The organism is Qipengyuania aquimaris, assembly GCF_020171965.1.
Classification (GTDB): Bacteria; Pseudomonadota; Alphaproteobacteria; order Sphingomonadales; family Sphingomonadaceae; genus Qipengyuania; species Qipengyuania aquimaris_A.
In genome coordinates this window covers 420,757-437,386 of the sequence record NZ_JAIUZK010000001.1, presented here as the reverse complement: position 1 = coordinate 437,386, position 16,630 = coordinate 420,757, and the positions used below count along the sequence as shown (strand labels likewise).

General features: G+C 62.2%; 15 protein-coding genes. 6 read left to right on the top strand and 9 right to left on the bottom strand.

Annotation, left to right across the window (positions count from 1 at the left end):
- Nucleotides 1-25 precede the first annotated feature (25 nt).
- Together LCM24_RS02175 and LCM24_RS02170 are read right to left on the bottom strand one after the other, a co-directional pair.
- On the bottom strand, nt 26-646 hold the full coding sequence (locus LCM24_RS02175) for an SOS response-associated peptidase (protein WP_224802556.1): 621 nt from the start codon (nt 644-646) through the stop codon (nt 26-28).
- Nucleotides 647-657: 11 nt separating this feature from the next.
- Nucleotides 658-2,823 (bottom strand): primosomal protein N', encoded by a 2,166-nt coding sequence (locus LCM24_RS02170; RefSeq protein WP_224803443.1) that lies wholly within the window; start codon nt 2,821-2,823, stop codon nt 658-660.
- Between the two features lie 66 nt (nt 2,824-2,889).
- Between LCM24_RS02170 and LCM24_RS02165 the strand changes: the two genes are divergently transcribed.
- Together LCM24_RS02165 and LCM24_RS02160 are read left to right on the top strand one after the other, a co-directional pair.
- Entirely contained in the window at nt 2,890-3,585 is a 696-nt protein-coding gene (locus LCM24_RS02165) for a DUF4197 domain-containing protein (protein ID WP_224802555.1), read from the top strand.
- Nucleotides 3,586-3,667: 82 nt separating this feature from the next.
- Nucleotides 3,668-3,991, top strand: a complete 324-nt coding sequence (locus LCM24_RS02160; protein ID WP_090481156.1) for an ArsR/SmtB family transcription factor — start codon at nt 3,668-3,670, stop codon at nt 3,989-3,991.
- Here the strand turns inward: LCM24_RS02160 and LCM24_RS02155 are convergent.
- The gene (locus LCM24_RS02155) at nt 3,966-5,228 is read right to left on the bottom strand and encodes a metal-dependent hydrolase family protein (RefSeq protein WP_224802554.1); all 1,263 of its coding nucleotides are present in this window, start codon (nt 5,226-5,228) and stop codon (nt 3,966-3,968) included. The two genes, LCM24_RS02160 and LCM24_RS02155, sit on opposite strands and share 26 nt — an antisense overlap.
- Nucleotides 5,229-5,380: 152 nt before the next feature.
- Nucleotides 5,381-5,755: a VOC family protein gene (locus LCM24_RS02150; protein WP_224802553.1), complete on the bottom strand. Its 375-nt coding sequence runs from the start codon at nt 5,753-5,755 to the stop codon at nt 5,381-5,383.
- Between the two features lie 115 nt (nt 5,756-5,870).
- Here LCM24_RS02150 and soxR point away from each other — a divergent pair, with 115 nt between their 5' ends.
- Nucleotides 5,871-6,308 carry a redox-sensitive transcriptional activator SoxR gene (soxR, locus tag LCM24_RS02145; RefSeq protein WP_224802552.1) on the top strand — a complete coding sequence of 146 codons (438 nt, stop codon included), beginning with the start codon at nt 5,871-5,873 and terminating at the stop codon, nt 6,306-6,308.
- A 77-nt stretch (nt 6,309-6,385) separates the two neighbouring features.
- Nucleotides 6,386-6,904 carry a GNAT family N-acetyltransferase gene (locus LCM24_RS02140; RefSeq protein ID WP_224802551.1) on the top strand — a complete coding sequence of 173 codons (519 nt, stop codon included), beginning with the start codon at nt 6,386-6,388 and terminating at the stop codon, nt 6,902-6,904.
- 53 nt (nt 6,905-6,957) lie between these two features.
- On the opposite strand, the gene LCM24_RS02135 is transcribed toward LCM24_RS02140, so the two are convergent.
- The 3 genes from LCM24_RS02135 to LCM24_RS02125 form a co-directional block, all read right to left on the bottom strand.
- Nucleotides 6,958-7,485, bottom strand: coding sequence for a SixA phosphatase family protein (locus tag LCM24_RS02135; RefSeq protein WP_224802550.1), 528 nt, complete (start codon nt 7,483-7,485; stop codon nt 6,958-6,960).
- A complete protein-coding gene (locus LCM24_RS02130; protein WP_224802549.1) occupies nt 7,482-10,223 on the bottom strand; it encodes an ATP-dependent DNA helicase in 2,742 nt (913 codons plus the stop codon). Before LCM24_RS02130 ends, LCM24_RS02135 begins: the two co-directional genes overlap by 4 nt.
- A gap of 106 nt (nt 10,224-10,329) precedes the next feature.
- Complete coding sequence (locus LCM24_RS02125; protein WP_224802548.1) at nt 10,330-10,500, bottom strand: hypothetical protein; 171 nt, start codon at nt 10,498-10,500, stop codon at nt 10,330-10,332.
- Nucleotides 10,501-11,095: 595 nt separating this feature from the next.
- Here LCM24_RS02125 and LCM24_RS02120 point away from each other — a divergent pair.
- On the top strand, nt 11,096-11,812 hold the full coding sequence (locus LCM24_RS02120) for a helix-turn-helix transcriptional regulator (protein WP_224803442.1): 717 nt from the start codon (nt 11,096-11,098) through the stop codon (nt 11,810-11,812).
- Between the two features lie 56 nt (nt 11,813-11,868).
- On the opposite strand, the gene LCM24_RS02115 is transcribed toward LCM24_RS02120, so the two are convergent.
- Nucleotides 11,869-13,800: a putative bifunctional diguanylate cyclase/phosphodiesterase gene (locus LCM24_RS02115; protein ID WP_224802547.1), complete on the bottom strand. Its 1,932-nt coding sequence runs from the start codon at nt 13,798-13,800 to the stop codon at nt 11,869-11,871.
- Nucleotides 13,801-14,254: 454 nt separating this feature from the next.
- On the opposite strand from LCM24_RS02115, the gene LCM24_RS02110 reads away from it, so the two are divergent.
- Nucleotides 14,255-15,883 (top strand): lysine--tRNA ligase, encoded by a 1,629-nt coding sequence (locus tag LCM24_RS02110; RefSeq protein ID WP_224802546.1) that lies wholly within the window; start codon nt 14,255-14,257, stop codon nt 15,881-15,883.
- A gap of 4 nt (nt 15,884-15,887) precedes the next feature.
- On the opposite strand, the gene LCM24_RS02105 is transcribed toward LCM24_RS02110, so the two are convergent.
- Complete coding sequence (locus LCM24_RS02105) at nt 15,888-16,556, bottom strand: prolyl hydroxylase family protein (RefSeq protein WP_224802545.1); 669 nt, start codon at nt 16,554-16,556, stop codon at nt 15,888-15,890.
- Nucleotides 16,557-16,630: the final 74 nt, after the last annotated feature.

The window sequence follows — 16,630 nt, the reverse complement described above, 5'->3', positions numbered from 1 at the left end:
CAATGCGCGAGCGCGCGACAGGTGCCTAAAGCATGGAGGACTGCGCCGGACGACCCGCCCACGGTACGTCGGTCCGGTCGATCGCGAGCGAGCCTTCGAACGGGCGACACAGCTCAAAAGCATCGTCAGGCGATCCGTCCAGCCAGGTTTCGCGCTGATCCGGCGTCAGGATGACAGGCATGCGGTTGTGGATCTCGCTCATCTGGGGAGAGGCATCGGTCATCACCATCGAATAGCAATCGCCCCATTCCGCGCTGCCGCGCCAGATGCCCGCGACGGTAAAGACCTCGACATCGGGCATGGTCATCCAGGTGCGGGTCATCGCGCCTTTCTTGCCCTGCGCTTCGGCGAAGCTTTCCAGCGGGATCAGGCAACGCCGTTCGACGAAGCTGCTTTTCCAGAAAGGACCGGAGAGCTTGTCCGTGCGTGCATTGTTGACCGGCTTCGGCTTGAGCGGCTGGCCCTTTGCGCCCTTGCGCTGGAGGGGGAAGCCCCAGGTCATGGTTTCGACCTTGCCGCCGGCGATCACGATGCCGGAATAGCCTGGATAAATCTCGCCGCCCGCATTGCTGCCGATTTCCGCCACCACGTCGAATAATTGCGCGACTTCGGTGGCGTTCTTGGTCATGCGATAGAGATTGCACATGGCAGCGCTACCTACACGAAACTGTAAGGATCGACATCCACCCCGACACGGACGCCCGAAGGATGATCGATGCTGGAGAGCCAGCGGCGGATAACATCCTGCAATTGCACGCTGCGCCGCGCGTTCATGAGCAGGCGATAGCGATAACGACCCCTCAGCAGGGCCATGGGAGCAGGTGCGGGGCCAAGGATCATGAGATCAGGCACATCGGGGCGCGCATCTCCGATCCGCCGGGCCGCTTCGCGTGCTTCCGCCTCGTCTTCGGAGGAAATGATGATCGACGCCCAGCGACCGAAAGGCGGGGCGCCCGCCTCGCGGCGCATCTCGGTTTCGGCCTCGTAGAAGGCGTCGCGGTCTCCGGCAGCCAGAGCGGCGATCACGCTGGCTTCGGGATGGCGGGTCTGGATCAGCACTTCGCCGGGCTTGGAGCCGCGCCCGGCACGCCCGGCAACCTGTGCAACCTGTTGGTAGGTCCGCTCGCCCGCGCGCAAATCGCCTCCCTCGAGACCGAGGTCTGCATCGACCACGCCGACCAATGTCAGCTCTGGAAAGTGAAAGCCCTTGGTCACCAACTGGGTGCCGACGATGACGTCGATCGCTCCGGCTTCTACTTGCGCGATGAATTCCGCAGCGCGCCCCGGCGAATTGAGCGTGTCCGACGTGGCGACGAAGACGCGCGCATCGGGCAGCCGTTCCGCCACCTCGTCGGCGATGCGCTCGACACCCGGGCCGCAGGCGACGAGGCAATCGGGCTCGCCGCATTCGGGGCAGGCGGCGGGACTTGGCGTCTCGTGCCCGCAATGGTGGCAGGCCAGCCGCCGGGTGAAGCGGTGCTCGACCAGCCAGGCGCTGCAATTGGGGCACTGGAACCGGAAACCGCAGTTGCGGCACAGGGTTAGCGGCGCATAGCCGCGGCGGTTCAGGAAGAGGAGCGACTGTTCCTTGCGCTCCAGCCGCTCTGCGATGCCGTCGATCAGGCGCTGCGCCAGCCACATTCCATGCGGCGGCTTTTCCTCGGTCAGGTCGATCGTGTCGATGTCGGGCAATTCCGCCCCGCCGAACCGGCTTGGCAGGTCGAGCTTCGCATAGACGCCGCTCTCGGCCATCTGGAGGCTTTCCAAGGCCGGGGTCGCACTGGCGAGGACAACCGGAATGCCTTCGAAATGCGCGCGCATGACGGCGACGTCGCGGGCGTTGTAGCGCACGCCGTCTTCCTGCTTGAAGCTGGTTTCATGCGCTTCGTCGACGACGATGAAGCCGAGATTGCGAAACGGCAGGAACAGGGCCGAACGCGCGCCCACCACGACCTGCGCATCGCCGTTCGCCACATTGCGCCATGCACGGCGGCGCTGGGTCGATTTCAGCGAGGAGTGCCAGAGGACGGGCGTGACCCCGAACCGCTCTTCGAAGCGGTGCAGGAAGTTTTCGGTCAGCGCGATCTCAGGGAGCAGGACCAGCACCTGTCGGCCCATCCGCAGCGCTTCGGCGACAGGTTCGAAATAGGTTTCGGTCTTGCCCGACCCGGTGACGCCGTCGAGCAGGTAAGGCGCGAATTTCTTTTGTCGCACGGCTTCGCTGAGCGTGTCTGCCGCGATCTTCTGGCTTTCGCTCAAGTCGACTTGCGCGAAATCGGGCCGCGCTTCATCGAAGGGGCGGTCGCAATCGACCTCTACCGGCTCCAGCACGCCCTGATTTACCAGGCCGCGAAGTACGCCCTCCGACACGCCAGCGATCCCGGCCAGCTCGCGGATAGTGGCCTGTTCGCCCTCGAGCGCCTCCATCGCCGCATGGCGTTGGGGCGTCATCCGCTCCGGCATGCCGCCGGTCAGGCGATATTCCGTTATCGTCGCCGGTCCCTTGAGCGCGCCGCCAGAGGAAAGCGCCATGCGCGCCACGCTGGACAGGGAGGCGACGTAATAGTCGGCTGTCCACTCTATCAGCCGCCTGAGCGGGGCAGACAAGGGCGGTACCGGCAGGATCGAGCGCAGCGGGCGCAGCTTTTCCGCCGGAACCTCGGTGCCGGGAAGCCGTTCGCTCTCCCAGACGATTCCGATGATCGTGCGCGGCCCAAGCGGACACTCGACCACATGGCCCGGACCGACTTCCATGCCTTCGGGCACCTTGTAGTCGAGCGGGCCGAGGGCGGCATTGAGGACGAGGCAGCGCACGCGGTTCATCGGAGGGCTCATATGGGCGGCCTATGTCGCACACGACAAGGGTGGGACCTTCGAGGAGTAGAAATAATGAACGATATTCTCACGGCCACCACTCACAGGCGTAAGTTCCTGGGCGGATTGACGCTCGGCGGGGCGGCCCTGGCGCTTCCGGCCTGCACATCGCTTGGCGGCTTCGGTTTCGTCGACGCCATCCAGCGCCTCCTGTTCCTGTCGAGCGAGCGGGCCTTTGCCCGCATGCTCGACGATGGCGGCTTCTGGGACGAACAGGTCGCGCAGGTCGGGCTGGAAAATCTGCTCGGTGCGCGCGGCGGAGTTCTGGGCAGCATCCTGACGTCCAACCTGTTCAAGGACCGCCTGTTCGATGCGTTCGGCGACATCGCCTATGAAGGCGCGGAGCGCGCGGCCCCGATCGTGGCGGATACTGTGCGCGTGATCGGCATTTCCAACGCGGTTGCACTTGTGAACGGTGGGCCGACCGCGGCGACCAGCTTCCTGCGCGGCGAAATGGGCATGCGCCTCGTCGATGCGATGATCCCCGAACTGGGCGACGCGATGCGCCTCGCCGAAGACCCGCTCGTCGGACAGGCCCTCGGCGCGCTGACCGGCGTCAACGTGTCGCAGGTCGCGAGCAGGGTCGCGAACCGCATCGACGACACGATCTGGCGCGAGATCGGGTTCGAGGAAGCGGAAATCCGCCGCAATCCGCGCGCGACCAATGACCCCCTCATCATCGGTGTTTTCGGCGGCGCGAGCGCCCTTTGAAGAATCCCGCTTGGGGAAAAACCGGCCCTGCGCGCGCCCGCAAACTTGAGCGACTCGCGCGCAGGTGCCTAGCCTTCCTCGCATGACGGATACCTTCGTCGCCTTGTCGGACCCTACACGCCGCCTCCTGCTCGACAGGTTGAGCGAGCAGGGAGGGCTGACTCTTTCGGAATTGAGCGAAGACCTGCCGATGACCCGGCAGGCTGTGGCCAAGCACCTTGCCGTGCTGGAAAGTGCCGAGCTGGTCGCGAGCGAGCGGGACGGGCGGTGCAAGCGGCACTACCTCAACCCGATGCCGCTGGCGAAGATGGCCAAGCGCTGGCTCGTCCGGTTCGAAGACGTGCCGCTGGGTTCGTTATCGGGCTTCCATGCGGCGCCCGCTATTCGACCAGCACACCACCCTTGATCACGGCATCGACGTCGGCGAGTTCGCCGACATCGGCCAGCGGATCTCCGCTTACGGCGATCATGTCGCCCCAGGCGCCGGGCTTGATCACGCCGACTTCGCCTTCCTGACCGAGCGCCTCTGCAGCAGTGACCGTGGCGGCCCGGATAGCTTCGAGCGGGGTCATGCCGTATTCGACCATGACGCGGAACTGACCGCCGACCAGTTCATGCGGCATGACGGCGGCATCGCTGGCAAAGACCATCTTCACGCCTGCTTTGTGCGCGCGGCGGAAATTGTCGCGCTGAGCCTGGCTGAGTGCGCGTTCCTTGGCGATGTTTTCTTCCAGCACGCCATTCGCGGCGCCCTGTGAGAGGGTGTATTCGGTGTTGAAGATATCCATCGAGAAGAAGGTGCCATGCTCCTTGGCGAGACGGATGGCTTCATCGTCGGCATAGCTGGCGTGTTCGATGGTATCGAAGCCCGCCCGGATAGCGGCCTTGATCCCGGGTGCACCGTGGGCATGGGCCGCTGCCTTCAAACCCCAGAAATGCGCCTCGTCTGCAATTGCGGTGAGCTCTTCCAGCGTCAGCTGCTGGATGCCGGGCGCGGTATTGCGACTAAAGACGCCTCCCGTGGCGCAGGCCTTGATGACTTCGGCGCCGTATTTGCGCTGCTCCCGCACGCGCTTGCGTAGTTCGTCGGGGCTGTCGCCCACCGCGGGGCTCTTCGCCTCGAAGCTGGGGGGCAGGAAAGTCTCGTCGCAATGCCCGCCCGTCGCGCCGAGCGAATGGTTGGCGACGACGATGCGCGGACCGATGATCCAGCCTTCCTCGATCGCCTGGTCGATACCGATCACGTTGTAATCGTCGTCGCCGACATTGCGTACGGTAGTGAAACCGATTTCCAGCATGGTGCGGGCATTCGCGACGCCGACCGCGGTCCAGAACCGGTCGGTGAACTGCAGCCCGGAATAACCGCCGTATTCGGGACGGCCATCGAGGTGGACGTGCATGTCGATGAGGCCGGGCAGCAGCGTGTGGCCGGCCAGATCGATATGCTTTGTGCCTTCGGGAAGCGTGACACCCGACTGCACACTGGCAACCTTGCCATCGACCACGGTCACGACCGGATCGGCGAGATAGCGTCCGGTCTCCACATCGAGCATCCGGTCTGCCGTCACCACCACCGTTTCCGCAAGCGCGGGCGAGGCGGTGAGGGACACGATTGCGGCTGCGGCCAGCAGGACAGGCTTCATTGTCAGATTCCCCTTGTCGCGGCGCTCCCCGGCCGCCCGCTTTTCATACAGGAAGCGGGCGGGGAGGGAAGTGCGGCTTTTCGGCCGGTTTCCCGGCGGCTTGCCGTGGTTTCCTGCGACCCGATTGGAAGAGCGGACGGCGCGGGACGATCTCATTCATAGCTGACCACCTCGAACTCGATCCCGTCCCAGTCGAAGAAGTAGAAGGTACGCGGGCCGGGATCGTATTTCCCGTGGCTAAAGGGTTCTAGACCGTGCCTCACGACGACGGCCTCCGCCGCATCGAGATCGTCGACCATGAAGGCGATGTGGTTGAGCGGCTGGCCCTTGCGATAATCGCCGGCAACAGCCTCGCTGGTGTAAAGCGAAACGTAATTGTCCTCGCCGCCGACATGTATCGTGCGGCCGTTGCCCATGGAAGGCCCACTCCAGCGTTCGTGCCAGCCGAGCAGGTCCTTGAGCAGGGCGGCACTGCGATCGGGATCGGTGACGGAAATATTGGCGTGTTCGAGACGTCCTTTTGGCATCGCTAGATTCCTTGTGTTCGATGCGGCACCGGGATGGTCCGCAAATGCGATGCACACTCAATGCAACCTCAAGCTAAGTTGAGGTCAAGCTTCGTTTTTGCTATCGCTGTGATCGATGAAAGCGAACGACCTCCTTCCCATTGGCGAACTGGCCCGCCGGACCGGCCTTTCCGTGTCAGCAATCCGGTTCTACGAAGAGCGCGGGCTGGTCGAAGCGCTGCGCACCAGCGGCAACCAGCGCCGCTTCCTGCGCGGCGATATCCGGCGGTTGAGCTTCATCCTGATCGCCCAGCGATTGGGGCTGTCACTGGCGGAGATCGAGGAGGCGCTCGCAGGCTTGCCGCAAGGACGCACGCCCAACGCCGCCGACTGGAAGCGCATCAGCGGCTCTATCCACAAACGCATCGAAGACCAGATCGCCTCGCTCGAAAAGATGCGCGACAGCCTCGACGGCTGTATCGGCTGCGGGTGTCTGAGCCTAAAGAAGTGTGCGCTCTACAATGCTGACGACAAATGGGGCGAGAGCGGCAAGGGCCCGCTCGTGCTGCGATAAGGACAGGTCTGTCGCTTCACGGGAGGATTGCGCGCATTGACTTGACCGTCAGATGATGGGGCCGGTAGAAATCGTGGATGGCAATCAGCTCGATAGAACCAGTCCAGCCCGGTGAGCTGTCCGCTATTGCGGCGATCGGCGAAAAGACCTTCAGGCAGACATTCGCCTCCAGCAACGATCCAAAGGAATTCGAAGCCTATCTGGAGAAGGCATTTGCTCAAGAGCAGCTCTCGCGCGAACTAAATGATCCGGAAACCAGCTTCTTTTTCGCCAAGGTCGACGGAGAGATCGTTGGATACCTGAAAACTAATCGGGCCGGAGCGCAAACCGAGAAGGTCGACGGTAGGACACTGGAGATCGAGCGAATTTACGTAGATGCGGATGTGCAGGGATCGGGCCTAGGAAAGGCGCTGTTCCAGCACGCCCTTGAAGAGGCCAATGCCCTTGGTGCGGATGCAATTTGGCTCGGCGTATGGGAAGAAAATCCCAAAGCTATCGAGTTCTACATGCGGCAGGGTTTCGAAGCCTTCGGCGAGCACGAGTTTAGAATAGGTAGTGATGTACAGCGGGACATCCTGATGCGGCGTCAGCTGTGATTTTGTGAAATCCCCAAAGACGTCCGCCTTGCTCTCACCATCATTGCTGTCCGCTAATATTCCGGGCCGAGATCGGCATCGAGATCGCGGGGGCGGGCGAAGTGGACCAGCTTGCCGCAGCCCTCTGACAGGTCCGACCAGTCGTCGATATCGAGTTCGAATACAGCGAAGGCTGCGGTGGGGAATTTGACCTTGGCTTCGTCGAACAGGTCGTTCTCGTTCTTCGGGGCGACCAGTTCGAAAACCATGTCGCCGAAGCCCGGATTATGCCCGGCCAGCAGCAACGTGTCGGAATCGCCGCCCATTTCGCTCGCCACTTCGCAGATCGTTTCGGTGGAGGCGAGGTAGAGACGGCGGTCCCATTCGGGCTCCGGGCCGATGGCGGCTTCTTGCAGCGTGAGTTTGACGCGTTCGGCGGGGCTGGCGACCAGCCGGTCCCATTTCACCCCGTGGTCGCGGATATGCTCCCCGATCAACCGCGCCCCCTTGAGCCCTCGCTCATTCAGACCCCGATCGAAATCGCGCTTGTCGCTTTGCCCCCAGTCGGACTTGGCGTGACGCAAAAGGCCGAGGATCTTCACGATTCTTGTTTCTCCGCTGGGGTGTTCCCAACCTCTCCAACACCGTTCGCCACCCGCTGTAAAGCCTCGTCGAGTGTCACGCGCATGACAGGCGTGCCGTCGGGGAAGGCCGACAGCAATCTGCTGGGGAAGGCGGAGGACAGGACGACGAAATGTCCTGCATCGTCGCGGCTGCGGATCAGACGGCCGAACGCCTGGGCCAGCCGCGCGCGGATGATGCGGTCGTCATAGCGTTTTGCACCGCCTTCCTGCTCGGATGCCGCCGCCCGGCGGGCACGGTGGAGGATTGTCGGGCGGGGCCAGGGGACGGCTTCCATGACCACGCAGCGCAGCGATTCTCCCGGCACGTCGACCCCGTCGCGCAAGGCGTCGGTGCCGAGCAGGCTGGCACGCGGATCGTCGCGGAAAATGTCGGTGAGCGTGCCCGTGTCGATCGGATCGACGTGCTGTGCATAGAGCGGCAGGCCCGCGCGCGCCAGGCGGTCGGCAATCCGGCCGTAGACCGCGCGCATCCGCCGTATCGCGGTGAAAAGGCCGAGCACACCGCCGTCACTCGCCTCGATCAGCCTGGCATAGGCTCCGGCAAGGGCAGGGATGTCGCCGCGCTTGATATCGGTGACGATCAGGACTTCGGCACGTGACGCGTAATCGAAAGGGCTGTCCGATTGCGCGGTCTTCGGCATCAGTTCGAGATGCGGCGCGCCGCTCTTGGCGATCGCATGCGGCCAGTCCGCGCCGGTCTCGTCGCGGTCGGTCAGGGTTGCGCTGGTGAGCATGACGCCATGCGCAGGCTCCAGCACGGTATGGGCAAAGGGCTTCATCGGATCGAGCCAGTGGCGGTAGAGCCCGACGTCGAATTCGCGCGCATCGTTGCGATCGACGGCCAGCCAGTCCACGAAATCGGGATCTGCAGGGCCGCCGAGGCGCGATAACAAGGCCTCCCACGCGGCGATCAGGTCGATGCGCCAGGCGAGCGAATGGCGCGCCCCCTCGATCCGCGCGCGGCCCTGTCCGTCGAGCCAGTCGGGCGCGTCCTCCAGCACCGCCTCCAGTCTTCCGGCGAGTTTCAGTAACGGTGTGCGAATGGCGGCGAGGGCTTGCGCGGCGGTGCCCGCAGCTTCGACCAGTTCGCCGGGGAGCTGTGCAGTCTCGGTCTCGATACCGTAGCCTGCCTCCTGCCCGCTCTCATCGCGCGCATAGGTGGTCGCCCGGACCTGTGCGAGCAGGGCTTCGACCGGACCGAAGGGCGTTCCTTCCGCAAGTCGTCCCAGCCAGCCTTCGGAGGGGAGGGCCTGCGCAGCCTCGACCGCAGCTTCCACCGCTTCGCCCCCTGCATCGTCATAGCTCGCCACATCGGCTAGGCGAGCGGCAAGGCCGCGTCGCCTTCCGCGCGAATTGCGTTCGGGACCGATGATCCAGCGGCGCAGCTCGATGGCTTCCTGACCCGTCAGTGCGGCGGAGAAGGTGGAATCGGCAGCGTCGAAGACATGGTGTCCCTCGTCGAACACAATGCGGGTCGGGCGGCTGGCGATATCGCGCCCGCGTGCGGCATTGACCATTACGAGAGCGTGGTTGGCGATTACGAGATCAGCCTGCGCGGCATTGCGCGCGCTACGTTCGATGAAGCACTTCCGGTAATGGGGGCAGCCCGCATAGACGCATTCGCCGCGCTGGTCGGTTAGCGCCGCAATCCCGCGCTTCCGGAACAGCGTGCCGAGCCAGCCGGGCAGGTCCCCGCCGATCATGTCACCGTCCTGGGTATACGCGGCCCAGCGCGCCACCAGCTGCGCCAGGATTGCGGGCCGTCCGGTGAAGCCTCCTTGCAACGCGTCTTCGAGGTTGAGCAGGCAAAGGTAATTCTCACGCCCTTTGCGCACGACCACCGGCGGAGAACCATCGGGTCGGGCTGCCGGCCACGCGCGCGCGCTCTCACGGCGCAGCTGGCGCTGGAGGTTCTTGGTATAGGTGCTGACCCAAACCGTGCCGCCGGAACGTTCCGCCCACAGCGATGCCGGGGCAAGATAGCCCAGAGTCTTGCCGATCCCGGTGCCCGCCTGGGCCAGCAGCACATGGGGACGCTTCTGCCTGTCGCGCGGCCCGAAAACGTGACCCGCACCGCGCGAGAACAAACGCTGCCCCTCGCGCCGTTCGGCTCCTTCGCCGGTCAGGCGTTCCAGCTGAGCCTCGATCTCCGGCTCGTCGATCAGGACCTGCGCAGGTTGCGGCCGGTCGGGGGTTTCTTCCCACTCCGGCAACTTGGTGAAGAGCCACTTCTCCGCCTTTTCCGGCTTGCGCACATGGTGCGCGAGAACATTGGCCCATGGCCAGCGCAAGCGGGCGAGGGATTGCAGCGTCGACCATGCGCCTTCCCGCTCGGCCCAGTCGTCGCTCTCGCAGGTGGCCACAAGGGCACCAGCCGCCTTCTGCAACAGCAGCGGCACATCGGCATCGTCTGCCGGTTCTTCGAGGCCGAGCGCGTCGGCAAGGCCCTTGGGCGTGGGAACGCAGAATTTCGCGGGATGGATGAAAGCGAACAGTTCCAGCAGGTCGAGGCCGGAAAGATCGGGATAGCCCAGCCTGCTGGCCACCAGCGGTGCGTTCATCATCAGGAGCGGCGTATCCGCCGCCGCCATCACCGCCTCGCCCTTGGAACAGCCACGGGTGGAGCCGTTGGCATCGCGCAGCCAGGTTCCGGCATGGCTGGCGTGAAGGGCAGGGAGGGGCAGCGGCTCGCTCACTCCTTGCCGTTAGAACACAAACGGAACGCGGGGCAAGCGCCCAGCGGCGCTTCTACGCGACAGATACTTTTCTTCCCAAGAAGGTCTTGCTGTCCGCTCCACTCGGTCAGTCGAAAGCCAGACGCTTCATCCGTTCATGGAAGTATGTATCCATTATCTGGCGCGCTTCCGGCGTCAGTATCGCCTTCGGTCCGGCGCTTTCCTCGCCGCCAGTTTCGCTTACGATCAGGCGAGCAGCTTCGAGACATTGAAGGTGTCGAAGATACGCTGCGTTCATGCATTTGCGAGGAGAGTAGCCCATCCTGTCGGCCAACCGGGTCTGGCAATCCTCCCCAGCATAGAGCGCGACGAGAATTTCCCATCCGATGCTTCGCAAAGCGCCATCGGGGAAGAGGTCTTTGCGAATATCTATGCTGGTCAATTCGTCCAGCGCTAGTGGCTGGAAATCAGCGGTGGCCGTACAATTTTGGGTGGGTAGCGGCTGCTGTGACTTACCATCGCTGGTCGCCGAGGGCGAATTCCGGAACAAGTCGCCGAACCCGGACAGTTTCTCGAAAAGCGTCCTTGGATCGATCCTTCGTCTCCCCCCGGTATCTTGGGGCAAGCGATGAGGAGCTTGTGCAATATCCTTGGCCGCTCGGCCACGCTGATCAGCGTGTTCTCTTGATCTCGGTTCCATGCGTGCGACCTATTGGATTTACAGGGCATCTAAGGGAGAAGTGTGTTCAAGTCCCGACCGGCCCGTGGTAAGCTGATTGCAAATTCCTGTCATGTCGCCTGATGTGATGACGAGAGCGCGCCTAGCGGCCGTACTTGATCGTTACTCGATGGTCATGATTCCCCCGGTTTAAGCAGAGGGAAGGTGGATATTGGTGAGTGTGGAGTGGGACCCTGTTCGCCCTGGCGAAACCGTCGCATCCGAACTGGAAGGCCTGGCAAAATACTGCCTGGAGCATGGTGCGAAAGCGATTTCCTACCATATCACACCACCATTCAATTCGCAGGTCTCCAAGAAATCTTCGGTACATCATTTCGGATATGATGATGGGCTATCGAAATTGTACCGTGATCCCCAGATCATGGAAAACGATCCGATCCCCGATTTCGTGATGCACGTGGGCCACGTCATGACGTGGAATCAAATCATCGGGCAGATCGAGCTGTCCGACAAACAGCGAGAATTTCTCCGCCTGTTTCGCGAAAAAGGCTTCATCGACGGTGTCGCCTGCCCGTTGTTCGGCCCTGTGGGGCGCAACTCCTACTTCTCCATCGATTTCGATCGGGAACTATCGCTCGAGGACGAGGCGATCGTGCGCCCAATGGTCGATCGGGCTCAATCCTGTCATCGGCGAATTTGTGCGATGATCCGCAGGAAGGAGACGGCAGAGATCAATCTTTCGCCAAGGGAGAGCGAGATCATCTACTGGATTGCACGCGGCAAGACCAACCCGGAAATGGCGATCATCCTCGGCATTTCGGAATCCTCCGTGGTCACCTACGTGCGGAGAATGTTCAAAAAGCTCGACGCAACCGACCGTGTCTCAGCCGTCATCAATGGGCTAGAGCGATCATTGGTGCAGCTAGACTGACAACGCCGGGCCTAGTGTGCAGGTCTGACCAATAGCGCCTCCAACGGGCGAGGCCGTCAGCGGTCCAGATCATCGAGGGAAATCGGGTCGATGAACTGGATCCCTGCTTCCTGATCGCCGATCCAACGGATCTCGGCTTTGTGCATTTCGTTGGGGAACACTTCCACCATGATCCGTACACCGATCATCTGTTCGGTGAAGTCGACCTGATCGATGAGGGCGCCGGTACTCGAAAGGTTTCTTATGCGTATAGGCTTGCTGTCCTCGTTGACTGTCATGCTGCCGGTCCGCAGGCAGTTTGTGCGGGGACTGCGGCTGCACTTGTGCCCGATGGGTTCCATCTTGCGTAGTCCGGCCTGGAGTTCGGGCATCAGGTCAGCAAGGTCCAGACCCGAGCCATAGACATATCCCTGGATGTGGCTGCAACCCAGCGTCCGGATCAGATCTATCTCGTCCTGATGCTCCACGCCTTCTGCCGTGGTTTCCATGCCCAGAGCTTTCGAAAGCGCGACAATCGATTCTATGATCGCAGAGTTCCTGCTGCGCGGATCGACCGCTCCGCGTACAAAGCTCTGGTCGATCTTGATCTTATCGAAAGGCGTATGCTGGAGATAAGACAGGCTCGAATAACCGGTCCCGAAATCATCAAGTGCCAAACGTACGCCTAGACCCTTGAGCGCTCTGAATGTTTTCTGCGCCTTGCTTTCGTCTTCCAGGAAGACACTTTCCGTGATCTCCAGTTCGAGGCGCGAGGGGTCGATCTGGCTCTCAGCAAGGGCGTTGGCGAGGATGGACAGCAGGGCAGGATTGGAAAACTGGATGGGTGATACGTTGACGGCGATCCTCAAATCCTGAGGCAATGTCGCCAGAGTATTGATGGCTGTGCGCAGGACCCAGTCTCCGATTTGCTGGATCAGGCCGCTGTCTTCGGCAACGGGGATGAATTCCGCCGGACCGATGAAGCCCCTTGTCGGATGCGACCATCGCAGCAAGGCCTCGAAACCGGCAAGCTTCTCGGTATCCGTCGTTACGACCGGCTGAAAGACCAGGAACAATTGATCGGTCGCGAGGGCCGTGCGCAGTTCATCCTCCAATTCCTTGCGCCACTTGGCCTTGGCCAGCATTTCGGCCTCGAAGAAACGATAGGTCGCCCTGCCACCGTCCTTGGCGGCGTACAGCGCGATGTCGGCGTTCCTGACGAGGGTCTCGGCGTCGGATTGCTTGTCGGCGAGTGCGATGCCGACAGAACAGCTAACCGTGATCGTGGAACCGTCGATGCTGTAGGGCGAAGAGACCCCCGCGATAATCCCGGCGGCCAAGGTAGACAGGGTTTCGACGTCCGCATCGCTGGGTATCAGGATCTGGAACTCGTCGCCTCCGAGCCGTCCGACAACGCCTGTTTCGCCGGTTACCTCGGCCAGTCTCTGGGCTACTTGTATTAACAAGGCGTCGCCGACAGGGTGGCCCAGCGTGTCGTTGACGTTCTTGAAGCCGTCGAGATCGAGCATGATCAGGGCGCAATCGGGTTCCTTGTTCCGCGACAGCTTTATCAGCGTATCGAGATGGTCCTGCATGCGCTGGCGGTTCGCAAGCCCGGTGAGGCTATCGGTGACCGCAAGCCGTCTGATCGTGGCTTCCTGCTTGCGTGTTTTCGTTAGATCGGTTCCCGAACCTACGAAGCCTGCAAACCGACCCTCTGAATCGAACCAGGGACGGCCTGACATCGACCACCAGCTTTCGCTCAGGCTCTTGATGCCGCGCACCGGATAATTCGAGAATGCCGTGCGCGATACGATATGGAATTTAAGTGACCTGGTTAGTTCGAACTCGCTCTGATCGAGACTGAATACATTAGCGATCGGTTCGCCTACTGTCTTGATGCCGAACATTTCGATCTGTTCGGAAACGTTGGCAGAAAGATATGTGAGACGGCCTTCGGTATCTGTTTCCCAGTACCAGCGATCTTCGAATTCTTCCGCGTAGGTCATCAGGCGGTGCGCGCGGTCAACCTCGCACTCGGAAGCTTCGCTGAGCTTTTTGGACCAGAAGCCCGATCGGGTTCGCAGCGCCTTCATGCACCCATGTTAACTAGAATAATTTTCTAATTACTTAATAGGGTGATCGACTGAGTAGTGCTCTGTAAAATACTCTTGGATCTACTTTAAAGATCGATACCATCAATTGGTAGCCTCATTGCCGAAGCCGTCGTTCTTAAAGTCTCAGCCGCGCAGCCTGTCCTACAGCGAACCGTCGACTTATTGTTCTGCCTATGGAACGCGCCTCGCCACCGACCGAAATCCGCATCACGATCGGCCATGGTCCGCACCGTGGGTTTTCTTTCCCAGGACCGTGTTCCATGTGTTCCACTCTGTCGGACCTGGCGGGGCGCGTTCCAACACTTCGCACTTGCAACAGGAACGGCGAGCGGCAAGAGGGATTGCCATGAGCATGAACGATCTGATCACCGCCGCACGTGTGTCCAAGGCCTGGCCGTTCCAGGAGGCGCAGCGGCTGCTCAAACGCTATCCCGACGGCACCAAGCCCGATGGCAGCCCCGTGCTATTCGAGACCGGCTATGGCCCCAGCGGCCTGCCGCATATCGGCACGTTCCAGGAAGTGCTGCGCACCACGCTGGTGCGCCGCGCCTTCGAGGCGATGATCGGCGCCAAGCCCGAAGACGGCAAGACGCGCCTCGTCGCCTTTTCCGACGACATGGACGGGCTGCGCAAGGTACCCGACAATGTGCCCAACCAGGCACTGCTCGAAGCGAACTTGCACCTGCCGCTTTCGCGCGTGCCCGACCCGTTCGAGAAGGGGCACGAGAGTTTTGCCGCACACAACAACGCCAAGCTGCGCGAATTCCTGGACCGTTTCGGTTTCCAGTACGAGTTCATCGCCGCGAACGATATGTATAACTCCGGCCGCTTCGACGAGGCGCTGCGGCAGGTCCTGCGCAAGAACCAGGACATCCTCGACATCATGCTGCCGACACTGCGCGAAGAGCGGCGCAAGACCTATTCGCCGATCCTGCCGATCTCGCCGAGCACGGGCCGCGTGTTGCAGGTGCCGGTCGAGGTGGTCGATCCCGAGGCGGGCACCATCCGCTTTACCGACGAGGACGGCACCGTGGTGCAGCAATCCGCGCTCGGCGGCATGTCTAAGCTGCAGTGGAAGGTCGACTGGGCGATGCGCTGGTATGCGCTCGGCGTCGACTACGAGATGTATGGCAAGGACCTGACCGACAGCGGCATCCAGTCCGGCAAGATCGTGAAGGTTCTCGGCGGGCGCAAGCCGGAGGGCCTCATCTACGAGATGTTCCTCGACCAGAACGGCGAGAAGATCTCCAAGTCCAAGGGCAATGGCCTCTCGATCGAGGAATGGCTGCAATACGGCAGCGAAGAGAGCCTCGGCTTCTACATCTTCCCCAATCCCAAGAGCGCCAAGCAGCTGCACGTCGGCGTGATACCGCGTGCGGTCGACGATTACTGGCAGTTCCGCGAGCGGCTGGCGGAGCAGGAGCTCGACAAGCAGCTCGGCAATCCTGTGTGGCACCTTGCGCGCGCCAATGGCGGGTTCGAGGGCAGCGAGGCTCCGGGAGCGGGCGACAGCCTGCCGGTGACCTACGGCCTGCTGCTCAACCTCGCCAGCGTGCTTGGGGCGGAGGCGAGCGAGGAAGCGCTGCGTGACTATCTCGCCAGCTATATCGGGTCCGAGCGGATTACGCCGGAGCTCGACGTGCTGATCGGGACTGCGGTCGCCTATACGCGCGACTACATCGTGCCGACCCTGTCGAAGCGCGCGCCTGCCGCGAACGAGGCCGAGGCGTTGCGTGCGCTCGATGCCTACCTTGCAGAAGCGTCGGCCGATGCCAGCGCAGAGGATTTGCAGACGCAGGTCTACGAAATCGGCAAGCGCGAGGAGTACGGCTTCGAGAACCTGCGTGACTGGTTCAAGGCGCTGTACCAGACACTGCTCGGCAGCGACCAAGGGCCGCGCATGGGCAGCTTCATCGCGCTTTACGGGATCGAGAACAGCCGCAAGCTGATCGCAGAGGCGCTGGCGCGCGGCTGACGCCTCAGACGTGCTTACGTGTGCGGTACCACTTGGTCAGCACGTATTTGGCGCCTTTGATGACCGGCGTTCCGGCATGCATCGTGCCCTCGTTGGGCTCGCCTGCCGGCGTGGCGTTGTTCCACACCAGTAGGACGCCGGGCTTGGGTTCGATCGATGCACCGACTTCGGTAAAGTGGGTGTGTCCGCCCTCTTCGACCTTGTTGAGGAAGGCCATAGCGGTCCAGCACCTTTGGCCACCGCGCTTGCGTTCCAGCTTCCAGTATTCCTGGTCGGTATAGAACCAGTCGTTGTGCGGCTTGAACTCCTGGCCCGGCAGGTAGCGCTGGCCCTGGATCGCTTCGCCGGTGATCGAGTTCATGCCGAGAAGGTCGTCGATGCGGCGCGAGATGCCTTTGACGAAGGGATCGCGCGGGTCGAAATTGCCCGAATAGGATGTGCGGAACTTCTCGATATAGGCCGTCTCGTGAAGTTCGCTCGGCCTTGCGACCACGTCGATCATGGTGATGAAGCGGCGGCACTCCTCGGGTGAGAGGAAGTTCGGCACGGCGAAAATCTCTGCCTTGTCCGTGGGAACCTTGTAGATTTCCGGATCCGCCTCGAGGCGCTGGCGCACCTTCGCACCTATACGTTTCAGGGCATCCTGGTCGGGAATTGTCGCTGTCTTTGTCATCGCTGCGATTGTTAGCGATCACCGCGCGGCTCGCAAGATGGCATCTTGTGCTTCAATGGCAAACCTATAGTTTC